13 protein-coding genes are annotated in these 14,989 nt (G+C 33.7%); 4 read left to right on the top strand and 9 right to left on the bottom strand.

Going from position 1 to position 14,989, the window contains the following annotated elements:
• Nucleotides 1-5: 5 nt before the first annotated feature.
• The 4 genes from AACL20_RS03590 to radA form a co-directional block, all read right to left on the bottom strand.
• Nucleotides 6-899 (bottom strand): 4-(cytidine 5'-diphospho)-2-C-methyl-D-erythritol kinase, encoded by an 894-nt coding sequence (locus AACL20_RS03590; RefSeq protein WP_339051689.1) that lies wholly within the window; start codon nucleotides 897-899, stop codon nucleotides 6-8.
• A 363-nt stretch (nucleotides 900-1,262) separates the two neighbouring features.
• Nucleotides 1,263-1,874, bottom strand: a complete 612-nt coding sequence (locus AACL20_RS03595) for a DedA family protein (RefSeq protein WP_339052670.1) — start codon at nucleotides 1,872-1,874, stop codon at nucleotides 1,263-1,265.
• Between the two features lie 789 nt (nucleotides 1,875-2,663).
• The gene (locus AACL20_RS03600) at nucleotides 2,664-3,476 is read right to left on the bottom strand and encodes a CvpA family protein (RefSeq protein WP_339051690.1); all 813 of its coding nucleotides are present in this window, start codon (nucleotides 3,474-3,476) and stop codon (nucleotides 2,664-2,666) included.
• 4 nt (nucleotides 3,477-3,480) lie between these two features.
• Nucleotides 3,481-4,893: a DNA repair protein RadA gene (radA, locus tag AACL20_RS03605; protein ID WP_339051691.1), complete on the bottom strand. Its 1,413-nt coding sequence runs from the start codon at nucleotides 4,891-4,893 to the stop codon at nucleotides 3,481-3,483.
• Between the two features lie 59 nt (nucleotides 4,894-4,952).
• On the opposite strand from radA, the gene nth reads away from it, so the two are divergent.
• Together nth and AACL20_RS03615 are read left to right on the top strand one after the other, a co-directional pair.
• Entirely contained in the window at nucleotides 4,953-5,612 is a 660-nt protein-coding gene (gene nth / locus AACL20_RS03610) for an endonuclease III (RefSeq protein ID WP_339051692.1), read from the top strand.
• 373 nt (nucleotides 5,613-5,985) lie between these two features.
• Nucleotides 5,986-6,624: a M15 family metallopeptidase gene (locus AACL20_RS03615; RefSeq protein ID WP_339051693.1), complete on the top strand. Its 639-nt coding sequence runs from the start codon at nucleotides 5,986-5,988 to the stop codon at nucleotides 6,622-6,624.
• 325 nt (nucleotides 6,625-6,949) lie between these two features.
• Here the strand turns inward: AACL20_RS03615 and AACL20_RS03620 are convergent, their stop codons facing one another.
• Nucleotides 6,950-7,312, bottom strand: a complete 363-nt coding sequence (locus AACL20_RS03620) for a hypothetical protein (RefSeq protein ID WP_339051694.1) — start codon at nucleotides 7,310-7,312, stop codon at nucleotides 6,950-6,952.
• 501 nt (nucleotides 7,313-7,813) lie between these two features.
• Here AACL20_RS03620 and AACL20_RS03625 point away from each other — a divergent pair.
• Nucleotides 7,814-8,374, top strand: a complete 561-nt coding sequence (locus AACL20_RS03625; RefSeq protein WP_339051695.1) for a hypothetical protein — start codon at nucleotides 7,814-7,816, stop codon at nucleotides 8,372-8,374.
• Between the two features lie 616 nt (nucleotides 8,375-8,990).
• Here AACL20_RS03625 and ccoP read toward each other — a convergent pair.
• From ccoP to AACL20_RS03640, 3 genes are all read right to left on the bottom strand, one after another.
• Entirely contained in the window at nucleotides 8,991-9,911 is a 921-nt protein-coding gene (gene ccoP / locus AACL20_RS03630; protein WP_339051696.1) for a cytochrome-c oxidase, cbb3-type subunit III, read from the bottom strand.
• Nucleotides 9,912-10,156: 245 nt separating this feature from the next.
• The gene (locus tag AACL20_RS03635) at nucleotides 10,157-11,023 is read right to left on the bottom strand and encodes an IS5 family transposase (RefSeq protein ID WP_339051697.1); all 867 of its coding nucleotides are present in this window, start codon (nucleotides 11,021-11,023) and stop codon (nucleotides 10,157-10,159) included.
• Nucleotides 11,024-11,216: 193 nt separating this feature from the next.
• Nucleotides 11,217-12,044 (bottom strand): hemolysin family protein, encoded by an 828-nt coding sequence (locus tag AACL20_RS03640; RefSeq protein ID WP_339051698.1) that lies wholly within the window; start codon nucleotides 12,042-12,044, stop codon nucleotides 11,217-11,219.
• 501 nt (nucleotides 12,045-12,545) lie between these two features.
• Between AACL20_RS03640 and AACL20_RS03645 the strand changes: the two genes are divergently transcribed.
• A protein-coding gene (locus AACL20_RS03645) for an IS5 family transposase (protein WP_339051669.1) occupies nucleotides 12,546-13,366 on the top strand; the annotation gives its coding sequence in 2 pieces (ribosomal slippage) (nucleotides 12,546-12,933 and nucleotides 12,933-13,366; 822 coding nt in all).
• Nucleotides 13,367-13,695: 329 nt separating this feature from the next.
• Here the strand turns inward: AACL20_RS03645 and AACL20_RS03650 are convergent.
• Nucleotides 13,696-14,910, bottom strand: a complete 1,215-nt coding sequence (locus AACL20_RS03650; protein ID WP_339051699.1) for an IS256 family transposase — start codon at nucleotides 14,908-14,910, stop codon at nucleotides 13,696-13,698.
• Between the last annotated feature and the right edge of the window lie 79 nt (nucleotides 14,911-14,989).

Below are 14,989 nucleotides of genomic sequence, written 5' to 3' on the forward strand. Positions count from 1 at the left end.
ATGCTTTAAGATAAGTCGAGAGTTTCAAAATAATACCACCAAGATGGTTCTAATTCCAACATAGTACTCTTTGCATTAAGAGCTGTATCTTCATTCTCAAAAATACCAAAACAGGTAGAACCGCTGCCGGACATTCTAGAAATAATACAGCCTTTCGAGTTACCCAGCATTGTAATAACTTTTGATATTGTCGGGTGTATTGCTATAGCAGAGCTTTCCAAATCGTTGCTAGAGTCAGAAATTAATTTATCCAGATCTCCTAGATGTTCCTTAAAAGAGTTTGTATATTTCCTTCCATTTTTTACAGAATGCGCGTAATCATCGTATACATGTTTAGTGGATGTCTCAACTCTTGGGTTCACAAGCAGTAGGTGAATATTTCTATCAAACTTTATAGGTGTGATAATATCGCCTATTCCAGTTACAAAGGCATGATGAGGTTGCAGAAAGAATGGAACATCTGCACCAATATCTTTAGCTATGTTGTGTAGCTCATAGTCATTTAATGCAAGATTCCAAAGGCTATTTAGAAGAATCAGAGTAGATGCAGCATTAGATGAACCGCCCCCAAGACCTGCTGCTATAGGTATATTTTTCTCTATATATATTTTTGCGCCACCTTTATACCCAGAGAATTGTTGAATTTTTCTTGCTGCCTTAAGTGCAATGTTATCACTTATATGTAAATCGATGTTAGAATTATCATTTTTTTCAATGACATTACATTCTAAGGTATCATGCTGAGTAACGTGTATTGTATCATGTAACTTAAGCCTTACAAAAATACTTTCTATAGAATGATAATTTGATGGCAAAGAGCCGGTGATATGTAAGAAGAGGTTCAATTTTGCTTCTGCTACTTTAGAAAGCGTCTTTTTGTTCAAATTGTTAAAATCCATAAAAGCCACACAAAATTATATAGTTTATCCCTCAAAAATTGATTTGCACAGCTAATAAATTTTTGGGGGGAAGTTAAATGTACTAAAATTAGTATTAGAGCTGCCCTGTACTAATTTTTGGATATATTAATTATTAATTGGTCTTGTGCTGCAAACACTATTTCCACAAAATCCGTAAGGTTTTTGCGCTTATTATAACATTTTCCTGCGGATTGAAATCGCTATTTTGACACTCCAGGCATCATTTCATGCTATTTCTGAGACTTTTGGCGGGCGTGCCATATAAAACAACCGTTCTCTACATATAGCTAAATTATTTGCAAGAATTGGCGCTATATAGCAAATTTTATGACAAAAGCCATCTTATTTTTTATTTTTCTTCTGCAGATATTTTGTTGTGGAGAAATATAGCATGATAAAAGCAAGCAACGTCAGCAGCACAAAGTTGACCTGCTTCAAATATTGATTAATTAGTGCTTCATTATCTCCTATGAAATACCCAAGCAAAATAAGAAATGAAGCCCAAACCCCAGAACCGCAGGTGCTATAAAAACAAAATAATTTCGGATCCATTTTCCCAAGGCCAGCTGGAAATGATATGAAGTGTTTGATCCCTGGCAGTACTCTGCCTAGAAACACAGAGATATTTCCATATTTAGCCATAAAATCCTCAAGCTTTGATAACTTTTTTTCATCCATGAAGAAATATTTGCCATACTTGATAAATATTGCTCTTCCAAAGTGAAATGCAATTGTGTAGCTAAAGATAGCTCCGCCAAGTGTGCCTGATATACCAGAGATTAAAACATACGACATTTTAAGTGAACCCTTTGCAACTAAATAACCAGCTGGAATTAGTGTTATCTCACTAGGTATAGGAATAAAAGTGCCTTCGATAAAAGACATAATAAATATGCCAAGATATCCAAGTGCTTCTACTAATTCTGTGGCTTTTAAAAATAGCTCGTATAACATGATCTTCAAAACATTTTAAATTGCAATTCACTTATTGCCTTTGTAGGCTTATTAATCATCTCCGATTATGTTCCAATATAAGAGCAACTCACAGCATATGTGAAGCTGCAAGTATAGGAGTCATGATAATGTATAAAAATATTCGCAAGTAATAATAATTGCTTATATCATTTCATGTGGTAAAACCGCATAAATAACAATGATTATGTAAAGGTAACTTTGCATGCATCTGTTTCTTAAGATTTGCGAGCTAGAAAATAAATACTCTAGCTGTATGGAGGCTAAACTGATATTTCTTAATCTATCCGTCAAAAATTTATTTGCGTAGCAAATCAATTTTTGCAGAAAATTAAATGTACAAAAATTAGCCTCAAGACGGGGCCCTGCGCTAATTTGCGGATATATAATTTACCTGATACTTGCAAAAATACTTGCTAACAAAATCCATAAGGGTTTTGGCAATTTTGCCAATTTTTCTGCTGGACTTTTTGGTATATCATAATTGCTCGCAAACAAGATAAATCCTCTCGCTTCTTAGGAAGTGATGACGCATGCGATTCATTAAGCCTTGGATGAAAGTCGCTCAAGCTAAAATACCTAACATGCTAACACGTCACTTGCAGAATGTTAAAAATCCAGTTTAGAGTGATAAGCGCCTGTTACTCAACTTGCTATAGCTAGAGACATTTTCTTAAAGAAAGCATGTACTACGTCTACACTATTTTTGATAATATATAAATAGTAAAATCTAGTTTTGCTATAAAATGTTGAGTTGTGATTACAGATAGGCTAATCCATCTTGGAATTACTATTATTCCTGTCTATTACCTGTTGCATTCTATCTAGTTCTTCCTTTGGTATAAAATCTTCAGTAATTTGTCCTTTTTGGACTTTATCTACGTATGTATCCTTTAGTTGTTTCAAGAGCTGTACTTCGTCAATATTAATCGCATTTTGTTCTATTTCATCTAGTTCAGATTCATCAAGGTGTTGATATAGTTTTCTTATTGCAGTTGCCGTAAATCTATCTTCAACGCCTTTCTCTCCAAGATTATCAGCAATAAATTTTAAGCTATCTTCAATTGAAACTGGAAAGAAGCTTGTTAAGAAATGGCTTCCAACCTTTAGAAATGGATAGAATTGAGCATTTTTAATAGTAGATGGTATTGCGTCATCTTTTTCATACATCGGTTTATTGCCAGATATCAGGTTTGCCATTATTGTAAAACAAAGAAAAAAGAATGAAATAATCAAACTTCCGCGAAAAAAACCAAATATCAAGCCAAGCATCCTATCAAAAGCCCCACGTTGCATGGAAAGCATAAAAGTTGAAATCATAGTATTAAAAATTGCAAAAACCACTAGGAGCAATAACAATAAAACTGTATGCCCAATAATCATAACAAACAGGTCTGACTTGATATAAGATCCTATATATGGTTTAGCATATGGGAAAAGCTGATACGATAGTAAGATTGCAAGTATCCAGCCAGTCAAACTGAGTAATGAGCTTATAAAACCTCGCATAAATGCGAAGAACATTGAAGCTAAAACTACAAAAATCACGCCAAAATCAAGAGAGTTAAGCGCTGCAAAATCCAAGTGTTCAATCTTCACTTTTTTTCCCCAATTTATTCAATAAAGGCTTGATATCAGATACGTGCTTCAAATAAATGACATCCATGTTAACATCTATCTTTTTATTATTATAAGGCATTACAACTTTGTCGATACCTAATTTTTTTGCTTCAAGTAATCTTGTGTCATAATGCGTAACTTGCCGCAGTTCTCCAGATAATCCTATTTCTCCAAAAAACACTACATTGTGAGGAATAGCAATATTTTTTGTTGCAGAAATAATAGCTACTATGACCGCGAGGTCTGCCGCAGGTTCTGTAACCTTGAGACCACCGACTATGTTTAAGTAGACCTCTTGGTTTAATATATTTAATCCAAGTCGTGCATTCAAGATCGCAATCATCATTGAAAGTCTATTTACATCCCATCCTATTACTGCCCTTCTTGGAGTTGCTAAGAAAGAGGGGACAACTAAAGATTGTATTTCCATGAGCATTGGTCTTGTTCCTTCAAGCCCTGCAAATATACATGATCCACTGACGCTCATGTTATTTCGAGGCATAAAAATTGCAGATGGATTTTGTACTTCTTGCAGTCCAGCACCAGACATCTCGAAGACTCCTATTTCATTTGTTGGGCCATACCTATTTTTGGTTGCGCGTATAATTCTGAACTGCTGAGTATGATCTCCTTCAAAGTAAATGACGGTATCTACCATGTGCTCAAGGATCTTAGGCCCTGCTATTTGCCCATCTTTTGTTATATGTCCTACCATAATCAGTGCTATATTGTGCTTTTTACTATTTGTGATGAGCTCAAATGCACATTGCTTGACTTGTCCAACTGTGCCAGGCACTGATTGTATAGAGGGATGTGATAAAGTTTGAATTGAGTCTATTATGAGTACAGAAGGCGATTGTAATTCATTTTTATTCTCTGTTTCTTTTCTGTAAGTAGATCTTTCAAATAAAGATATGATTGCAGATGCATCATTTTCTGCTGAAACTTGTATATTTTTGCCTGCAAGTCCTAGACGTATCGCTCTGATTTTGATCTGCTCAATTGATTCTTCGCCGCTTATATATAGCGAGCGTATATTTTTATCACATAGCTTTGCTGCAAGCTGAAGTAGCAGTGTCGATTTGCCGATGCCTGGCTCTCCAGCAAACAGTATTGCAGCACCTGGGACAATTCCACCTCCTAAAACTCTGTCTAGTTCAGAGATTCCAGTTGTTGTTCTAAAATGTGAGTGCTCTACAGTAGAATGATCTATAGTAAAAGTTTCTATGGATTTCTGAAAATTCTGAGCATTACTAGTCTTAGACTGATCTATTTCGGTTGCTTCAATTTTATTCCATTCTTGGCAACCTTCACATTTGCCTATCCATTTGTTGTAAGCCTCTCCACAATTCCTGCAAATGTATAAAATTTTTTTCTTCACTTATTAGACCTGTCTATGTATTATGGAACGCTACATTAAGTTATTCAATTTATCATAAGATGCAATATAATAATGAATTGTTAAAACTTCCACAAATAAACGAAATATTTGAAAGATTTAAAAAGCAAGATCCTGATCCAAAAATAGAGCTGGATTACTGTAACAATTATACATTGCTGGTTGCTGTTGTTTTATCTGCTCAATCTACAGATAAGATGGTTAATAGAATTACTCCAGCTCTTTTTGAAGCTGCAAATACTCCAGAACAAATGGTTGCGCTTGGAGAGATTGGTCTGAAGGAATATATAAAAAGGATAGGTCTATTTAATAACAAAGCGCGCAATATAATTGCGATGAGCAGGATGTTGATCGATGAATTTAATTCAGAGGTTCCTGGAGATTTTGATAGTTTAGTGAAATTGCCGGGAGTAGGTGTAAAATCTGCAAATGTTGTATTGAATACTGCGTTTGATCAGTCAAGAATTGCAGTTGATACACATGTATTTCGTATAAGTAATCGAATTGGTTTTTGTAAAACTAAAACTCCTGAAGAAACGACAAAGGTTCTAAGTGCTCTAATTCCCAAGCATTGGCAACAAAAAGCAAATCATTGGCTGGTATTGCACGGTAGGTATGTTTGTGTTGCAAGGAAGCCGAAGTGCAAAGAATGTATCATAAACGATATTTGCATTTCTAGAAGTCAGTTCGAAGATGTTTAATTTGCTGCAAGTAGATGTATGGTATTGCTGATATTCGTTACACTTCAAAAATTGACCTAGTCAGAGCGCTAGTTATGTATTTGTTATTCACGAACGCCACCAGCACTCTTTCCTAGCTCTTTTTGAAGTTTTTTTGAAATATTTATGAAAGTCAAATATCAATCTTCATTTTACCTGCGGTGTATCTGTATGTATTCAGTTTTATTAATTTCTTGTTGCAGATAGAAAGTATTGTATTTCATAATCAATATGAAACCTTAAGATTAATTGCACAAAAGTTGCACGCAAGCAGCCCTTTATGTTGCAAAGATGTTGTAAGGGTCTTGGGTATATTTTGTATTAAAGCAGTAATAAGATAAAAGAGGTTGGTTAAATGAGTCTACCAAAAAAATTACCAGATGGGTTTGTTTATGTTTCTGAAATATGTAGCAGCATACAGGTTGATCTGATGTATAATACAGATGATAATTTTACCGGAAGTATAGTACCTGGTTACAAGAAAAATGTTGCTGTTATGACGGAAAAGGCTGCGTTGCAGCTTGCAAAGGTACAAGATCACCTATCTACTATAGGATTTGGTTTAAAGATTAAAGATTCATATAGGCCGCAGGATGCAATACTTGCTTTTAAGAAATGGTCTCAAGAGCCAGAAGATTTTAAAATGAAGGAAAAGTATTATCCAAATCTTGAGAAGAGTAAGTTATTTGAGCTTGGATATATCAGTGAAAAATCGGCTCACAACAGAGGCAGTACTGTAGATCTTACTTTAGTGAGATTACAAGATAATTCCGAACTTGATATGGGAACGATTGTTGATTTCTTGGACGATTTATCTCATACAGAGAATCAAACGATTTCAGAGGAAGCAAAGAAGAATAGAGAATTATTAAAACAATCTATGGAATTTTATGGATTTAAAAATTATTACAAGGAATGGTGGCATTATCAACTAAATGACGAGCCAATTCCTGCAACTTCAATCACAGAGCCTTTTAACTTCTATGTTGAATAACTTATCCATCAGCCAAAAATTGATTCGCTTGCGCAAATAAATTTTTGTGGAGAAGTTAAATGTACAAAAATTAGTACAGGATTTGGCCCTGCGCTAATTTTTGGATATATGAATTGGTCCTGTGCGCAAACATTGCTTTCACAAAATCCGTAAGGTTTTTGCGCTTATTATAAATTTCTTACAGATTTAAAGCGCAATTTTGACACTTATGGCACTATTTCATGCCACTTCCGAGACTTTTGGCGCGCGTACTAACTTATCCTACAATACATTTTGCTGACAGTGTCAGCAAAAGTAGAGGCTAATAATGTAAATATATACAAAATTAAAGCTCTGAATTTGGAAGAAGTTTCGCATAAAATTCGTCACAATCACTCTTACTCCAATTCTCGGTATGTTCAGGTATTATGACAACGTTTGTATGTTTATTGCCAATAGTGTCTGCAACTGATTGTTGAGCGAAAATTATATCAGCTTCAAGCGTGCCAGATCCTGAGTATAAAGCATTTGGCATACATATCATCTTTGCACTTATAAAGCCTTCGTTATAAATTTTCTCGCCTAAGAGATACATATTATTCCCTGCTATTAATGTACCAGTGTTACGCATACTAAGAAGATTAAATACAGCATCATTCTCAGCGTGCTCAACGTCTATAATAGAGTCTATATTTATAGCGTCATTCATAAATTTATACCGTAAATGAATTTGTTAACCAATTTTGTCTATGCTTAAGATATTTAATTGAGAGTGAGATAGCAATGAGCTTTTTAGATGAAATAATTTTTATTGTATAGATAATATTTTGTGTTTAATAACGCGCTATTTTGACATGCTAAGCAATATTTTAGGCTTGTTCTGAGACTTTTGCGCGCGTACTAAATATCATATGTAAAAACATATGTCGTTATTTATGCGATAAAGTTAATTAAATACTAAAGGTGCAAATATTTCTTCGGTAATAGTGTGTTTATTTTTAATAAAGATGCAAAAAAATAGCAAAAAGTTAGATTCTTGCGCATCTTTACATTGTAGTGGTATGCATTCAAATATATCTTCTTCGGAGGAAAAGCATATGCTGATACAAACAACATTCTGCAAAAAAATTTATTTGCGCAAGCAAATCAATTTTGGCGGATAGACGTATTAGATTTGCTATTATATGCTTTTAATTCTTAAATTTTATTTATGTACTTCTTTGATGATCAAGAATTAGCGCTACAATTAAGAGAAGATGCAGTTTCAGAAGCATCTCTATGGAAATATTTTTTAGTCAGCATTATTTTTACATCTATAGTAACATTTCTTCTATGGACTCTTCTATATATATGTGAAGTTAACAAAACCCTACGTGATCTCACAGATGGTAGTGATGCAATAGGTTCAAGTGATGCAATGATCTATTTAAACAAAGCGGTGATTGAGTTTATCATAATTATAATCAATATATACAGTCTTAGACTGATATATAAAAAAGGATTAGGCTTTATAAAATCTTTGCAATATTACACATGCTTATTACTTCCAATAAGTATGCGCACATATTTATTATGCTGTTTTATATCGCCACCATTTTTAGCAGTTTGTATTATATATGAAGAAAGCTTGGCGTTATACGGCATAAGTAGGATAGGAGCATTAACATTTATTTTATATATTCCTAGCGTGCTATATTTTTACAAAAGAATGTTACATTGCTTTGATGTAATAAGCGCAAACGGTTTAAATAATACCAAATCACATAAATAAGTCCATCAGCCAGAAATATGCATTTTAGCTTTTGAAATTCCTTGATACAACTGTGTATTGTAGCGCGAGTCGCCAATTAATATGAAGCATCTAAGCTACTAATTACCGGCAATATGGATAAATAGATCTTCCATAAAATCATCAAAAAACAGTACCTTGATGCAAAAACCTTTTTCATATGTTATTTTTGTTTATTTTCAAAACCCTCAGCAACATATAGAGTGCTAAAAATCTACCACACGGCAATCAATTAATTGGCAACTCGCGTTATTGTATGGTTTATTGATCAGCTGATGGTATCTGTGTCAATTTGTTGTGATTTTTTATGGCAGAATGAGAAAAATGTCTGCAAAGCCTGCAAAATGCATACTTTTGGCGGATGGAGTAAGTCAGTCTCTCGCTTAAAATAGAGTGACATTGCCGATTTCAAGCGAATAAAAATTTATTCTAAAGAACTCATTTGCTATGCATATTTTATAGCGCTTTAGCTATATACCTATTGATTATTACCGAGAAAATCTGCCATAGATTCTGGTTATAGCAAGCTTATATCAAATTATTTCTCAAGTAAAAAATATAGTTTCTATTTTATACTAGCGCTATGTCGAAAATTATATCATTGCCCACCACCTAATTGATGCACATATACTGCAAGCTGTCTTATAGTAGAATCAGTGAGTTTTCCAGTCCAATACGGCATCACACCAGCTCTTCCTGAATAAATCACGTCATATATTGCTTTATAATCCGATCCATAAAGCCAAACTGCATCACGAAGGTTAGGTGCGCCAAAATCCTTCCCTCCTGTTGCATCAATACCGTGGCAAGAAGAGCAATTTTCTTCAAATATTTTTTCAGCTTTACTATCAACCTTTTCATCCTTTGTAAGGCCGCTTATGGTACGTATATATTTTGTTAAAGAATCTATCTGATCTGAATTCAACATCTTCTCTCTACCAAAAGCAGCCATTTGTGATTCTCTAGTCTCCTCATGTTCCGACCTAATTCCATATTTTATAGTCTGATATATATCATCAATAGTTCCACCCCAAAGCCACGCACCAGTTGTTAGATTTGGGTAACCTTTGCCACCTGTTCCACCTATACCATGGCAGGGTGAGCAGTTATTCTGAAATGCGGAACTACCGCCAGCTATAGCAAAAGACAATAACTCTGTATTCCCCATAATTTCTGAAAAAGATGCAGCATCAAACTCTGCTTGATATTTTGCTCGAATCTGCTCAACCTCTTTCTGAGAGTTTGCAAGTTCATCATGAGATGACCAATTAAGAATTCCATAAGTATAACGAGCTGGCCAAGATGGATAAAGAAGCCAATATCCTAGTGCAAAAAACAGCATAGCATAGAACATTCCCCTAAGCCAAAACGGATCTGGATTATTAAACTCTTGTATACCATCCCATTCATGACCAGTTGTTTCTGGATCACGATTTTTTAGTACTTTATCTTTGCTGTTTGTTTTCTTAGTGTGAACTGGCATATTTACAACTCCATCACTGTATAGCCTATCCGTCAAAATTTATTTACGCAGGAAATAAATTTTTGCGGAGAAGTTAAATGTACAAAAATTAGCCTAAAGAAGCGGCCCTGCGCTAATTTTCGGATATATAATTTATCCTGTATTTAGCAAATACTACTTAACAAAATCCATAAGGTTTTTGGCAGTTTTGCCACTTTTTCTGCTGGATTTTCGGTGCGCAATAGTTGCCTTGCATACCAACTTTGTTGCATAAATAAGCATGTATGTTGATCAGCTGCTATTTATGGGATACGTATAGTCTTAGGCATTCCGATGTCCTTCATTTGATTTAAAATTAACAGTGATAATTTAGCTTCGTTTTGTTGAGCTAAGAAGTGTATTGCCTTAAATTTGTTACCAATGATTCTTTTATACCTAGAAAATGTTTCTTCAACTTTTAGTCTGTTGCCATAGTTCTTACTACCATCCTTTGGTGGACCAACAAAGCAAGATGCTGAAGTATTAGAGCAACATTGCATATAATACAGCATCCTTTTCTTATAGTATGCACCATCTCCAACAATTTTCTGAACCTTGTTATCAATCTGATCTAATAATTTAGGAACTGTTGCTATATCACTATCTCTTAATTTAGTAACTTCTCCAGCAATTATATTGCCATCATCTGTAACTGCTATATGCAATTTACGCCATATACGTCTTTGTCTTGTACCATGTTTATAATTAGTCCACTCTTTTTCTCCTAATACCTTTATTCCTGTGCTATCCAAAATTATGTTCACTTTCCCAGTAGGTTTCGTGGTAACAAAATCTACCAGAATGCTTCTAACTCTTCTAGAAATGGTTGTATAATCTGGGGTAGGTAATGATATATTTAAAATCTTCAATATGGATCTCACGAATCCTTCAGATTGTCTGAGCCTTAAATTAAATACTTGTCTTATGGTATATATAGTTTGAATCGCTAAATCTGAATATTGCTTTTGCCTGCCTATGCTCCTATTTATAGACGCTTTCTCAATCCATGATTCTATAGCTTCTTTTGTAAACCATATCGTTATATCTCCTCTACTTTCTAAGCCTTTGCTATATTCACTCCAGTTTATCACTTTGTATTTGCCTTTTCGTAACTTATTTAATCTAGCCATTTATAGCTTTGCTCTATTTAGTGTATTGTTCCATAAACTAACAAAACAATGTTAATTTATCATTATGAATTTTAGAATAACAGAAGACATAATACTTAGAACAGCATAACTCTTAAGTATTTATGCAACAAAGTTATTTCAAGTAATACATAACATGATATTTTTTTATACTAATTCAGCTACAACTTCGAATTCACACGCTACTCATTACCTCTTCGCCTGCTTTTTGGGTTAACTTAACTTTTTTAATTCTTCTTGGTTCCACCTCTAAGATCTCGATCTCTATGCCCATAGGATGAACTATTTTCTCACCTTTCTCAGGAATTCTATCTAGATAAGATAAAATAAAACCCCCTAAAGTTTCATATTCTCCATCTTCTCCAGAAAAGGAGATTGAAAATATCTCTTCAATTTCCTGAATACTAGCTTTTGTATCTATTATATAGCTTTTATCATTAAGACGTTGAATCATTATCTTAGAATGTTGTTCATGTTCGTCCTTAATATCACCAACTATAAGCTCAACAAGATTCTCTATCAGAACTATACCTTCTGTTCCACCATACTCATCTAATACAACAGCAATATTAGTAGCGTTCTGCTTCATTTTCGCAAGTAAATCTATACATTTAGCGGAACGTGGACAATATATTAATTTACGTACTATATCCTGCAGTATAAAATTCCTACTACCATCTATATACGGTATAAAATCTTTTACATGCACAAAACCTATAATATCGTCTAAATTGCCTTTATAAACTGGAACACGTGTATGCGCAGGGTGTATAAATTTTGCCTTTAACTCTTCAAGACTTGCAGAATCATGTATACCTACTATGTCAGTTCTCGGAATCATTACTTCACCAACTTTCAGATTACGAAATTCAAGTAGATTAGATATTATATGCTCTTCCTCAGAGTTTGTGATTTGAGACTTTTCTGAATATAGTGTATTATGTAAGATCTTTTTGCCACTTATAATGAGAAAATTGGCGAATTGATAAAAGATTTTTTTCAACTGATAGCGCATGTATTAATAAAATAGAAGTGTTATACAAGCCTTCTCGCAATATGATTTTTCACTGTCTACTTTTTTACTATAATACAAGCATTACTAATAGCGAAACATTACAAAATTTATAGTCAGTAAAAAAATAAATGAATGTTATTATTCAAACAATTACAGAACTATAAAATATAACATGAAGCTAAAAGTAACAAGATCACTATATAGATGTCAAAACAGGCACAGCATAAACAAATCACGCCAATAAATAAAGAATGGCAGTACAAAAGTAATATATAGCAAGTAGGCTATTAATATTCAAGGGATCTTATGTAAGATATATATTTTAACTTTCCTCAAAACTTTTATCTATGGCATTATCTTCATCAGTGCACGCTTTGAGGATTTTAATGGCATGATTTTTTAGAGAACCAGTTAATTTCGCAGTCAAATATTAGACCTCTTGCATAACCATATAAATTGATTAAAATCCTTGATTTTATCAAGGATAACATGAAGTTTGAAAACATCAAAGATGAATACGCAGAAGAGTTTCGCAGGCTTACTGGCATTAAACGAGGAACGTTTGAAGTTATACTAAGTATATTAAAAGAAGCTGAAGCTATTTTAAAGTCTCAAGGTGGAAAACCCAATAAATTGGCTTTAGAAGATCGATTACTCATGACGCTTGAGTACTTGCGTGAATACAGGACATATTTTCATATTTCCCGCAGTTATGGAATAAGTGAAAGTGCCTGTTATCGTAATATACGTTGGATTGAAGATACTCTAATTAAAGATAAACGATTTTCACTACCTGGACGTAAAGCATTACTAAAAAGCGATTCTGAATACGAACTTGTGTTAATTGATGCTACTGAAACACCGATAGAACGACCTAAAAAAAACAGAAGCACTTTTATTCGGGAAAAAAGAGGCGACATACTCTAAAAACTCAGCTTATTGTGGATAAAAGGAAAAAAGAAATCATTTGCACTAATTTTTCTAATGGCAAGCGTCATGATTTCAGGTTATTTAAAGAATCCGGAGTTCACATCCACCCTGAGATTAAAGTTCTTACAGATACTGGTTATCAAGGCATTGATAAGTTGCATTATAATTCAGAGTTACCAAAGAAAAAGACAAAAAAGCGACCACTAAGCAGGAAAGATAAAAAGAAAAATCGTCAATTGTCTAGTGAACGTGTTTTAAATGAAAACGTCATAGGCATGATCAAACGATTTAAAATTATCGCTGATCGTTATAGGAACAGAAGAAAACGATTCGGTTTAAGGTTTAATTTACTTGCTGGTATCTATAACTTTGAGCTTTAAATAGGTTATGCAAGAGGTCTATTATATAATATACTCGTCATACTTTTCAAAATTAGCACCTAAAAGAGCGCTCGTTATGTATTGATTATAAACAAAATGCCCAACCTTAAGTCCCATCCCAGCTCTTTTTGAAGTCTAACTGCGTATGTATGCAAGTTAAATACCAACTCTCAATTTATTATAGATATATTTTTGCGAAGAAATTAACGAAGTAATACTTGAAAATCAAGCCAAAGGAATATGCGAAAGTAACGTTGCAGGTAGCGCAATAGCGCTAAAAACCGCTTTATAGGGTCTTTCTCATTGATTGTGTAAATTTTTTAGAGCCATTAAAATCTCCCATCAAATTTGATTATAAAATGAGCCATAGCTTCATTCCAGTTAGAGATAGGCATGGTCCATTTTTTGGTAATATAATCAATCGTTAGGTATAAAACCTTGAATACCGAATCATCATTTGGGAAAACACGCTTATTTCTTGTAACTTTTCTCAACTGACTATTCAGCGATTCTATAGCATTTGTAGTGTAAATTATCTTACGGATACTCTCTGGATATTGCAGAAATATTACAAGATTCTCCCAATTATTATACCAGGATTTTGCTATATGTGGATATCGTTTACTCCATTTCTTATCAAAAGATTCTAGGGCAAGATGCGCTTCATCTTCAGTAGCAGAGCTATAAATAAGCTTTAAATCTGATGCCAATAATTTTCTGTCTTTATATGATACATACTTCAGGCTATTTCTAATTTGATGTACTATACAAAGCTGATGCTCAGTTTTGGGATAACTTGCGCATATAGCTTCAGACATACCAGTCAGGTTATCACTACAGGCAATTAATATATCTTTTAATCCTCGATTCTTCAATTCAGTAAAATTACTAAGCCAGAATTTAGATCCTTCATTCTCACTTATCCATAATCCTAAAATATCTTTCCGGCCCTGTAAATCTATACCCAGCGCAACATATACTGATTTATTAATTATCTGTTTATCTTGCCTTACCTTAACTATTAAACAATCAAAATATACTATAGGATATAATGGTTCAAGAGGTCTACTCTGCCAAATTCTAACCTCATCAATTATATCATCTGTAACCCTACTAATTAAACTCTCACTAACTTCTGCACCATATAATTCATGTAATTGAATCTTGATATCAGACAAACTCATCCCCTTGGCATACAGAGATATTATCTTTTGATCTAAACCATCTATTCTTGTTTGATTCTTGGATACAATTACAGGTGCAAATTTACCTTCTCTATCTCGCGGAATATTTAACTCGATACTACCATTCTCAGTAATCAAATGCTTATTATAATTGCCATTCCTGCAATTCTCAGTTTCAGACCTATCATATTTGTTATAACCTAAATGTTCAGACATCTCTGCCTGCAAGGCTCTCTCCAAAATACTCTTCGTTAATTCCTTAATCAATCCATCCTGCTTCAGTACTGTCTTTAAATCCGCTCCTCCTTCTATCAGTAAGTCTATCGCTTCATTTATTTTCTTATTCTTTTCTGTCTTCATTCTAATTACCTATATTCTTTATTAATTCCAAATATAGGCTCTACTATAATTTACACAATCTTTGATAAAGACCCGCTTT

Origin of the sequence: Candidatus Lariskella endosymbiont of Epinotia ramella (assembly GCF_964019805.1) — a bacterium.
Lineage (GTDB): Bacteria > Pseudomonadota > Alphaproteobacteria > Rickettsiales > Midichloriaceae > Lariskella.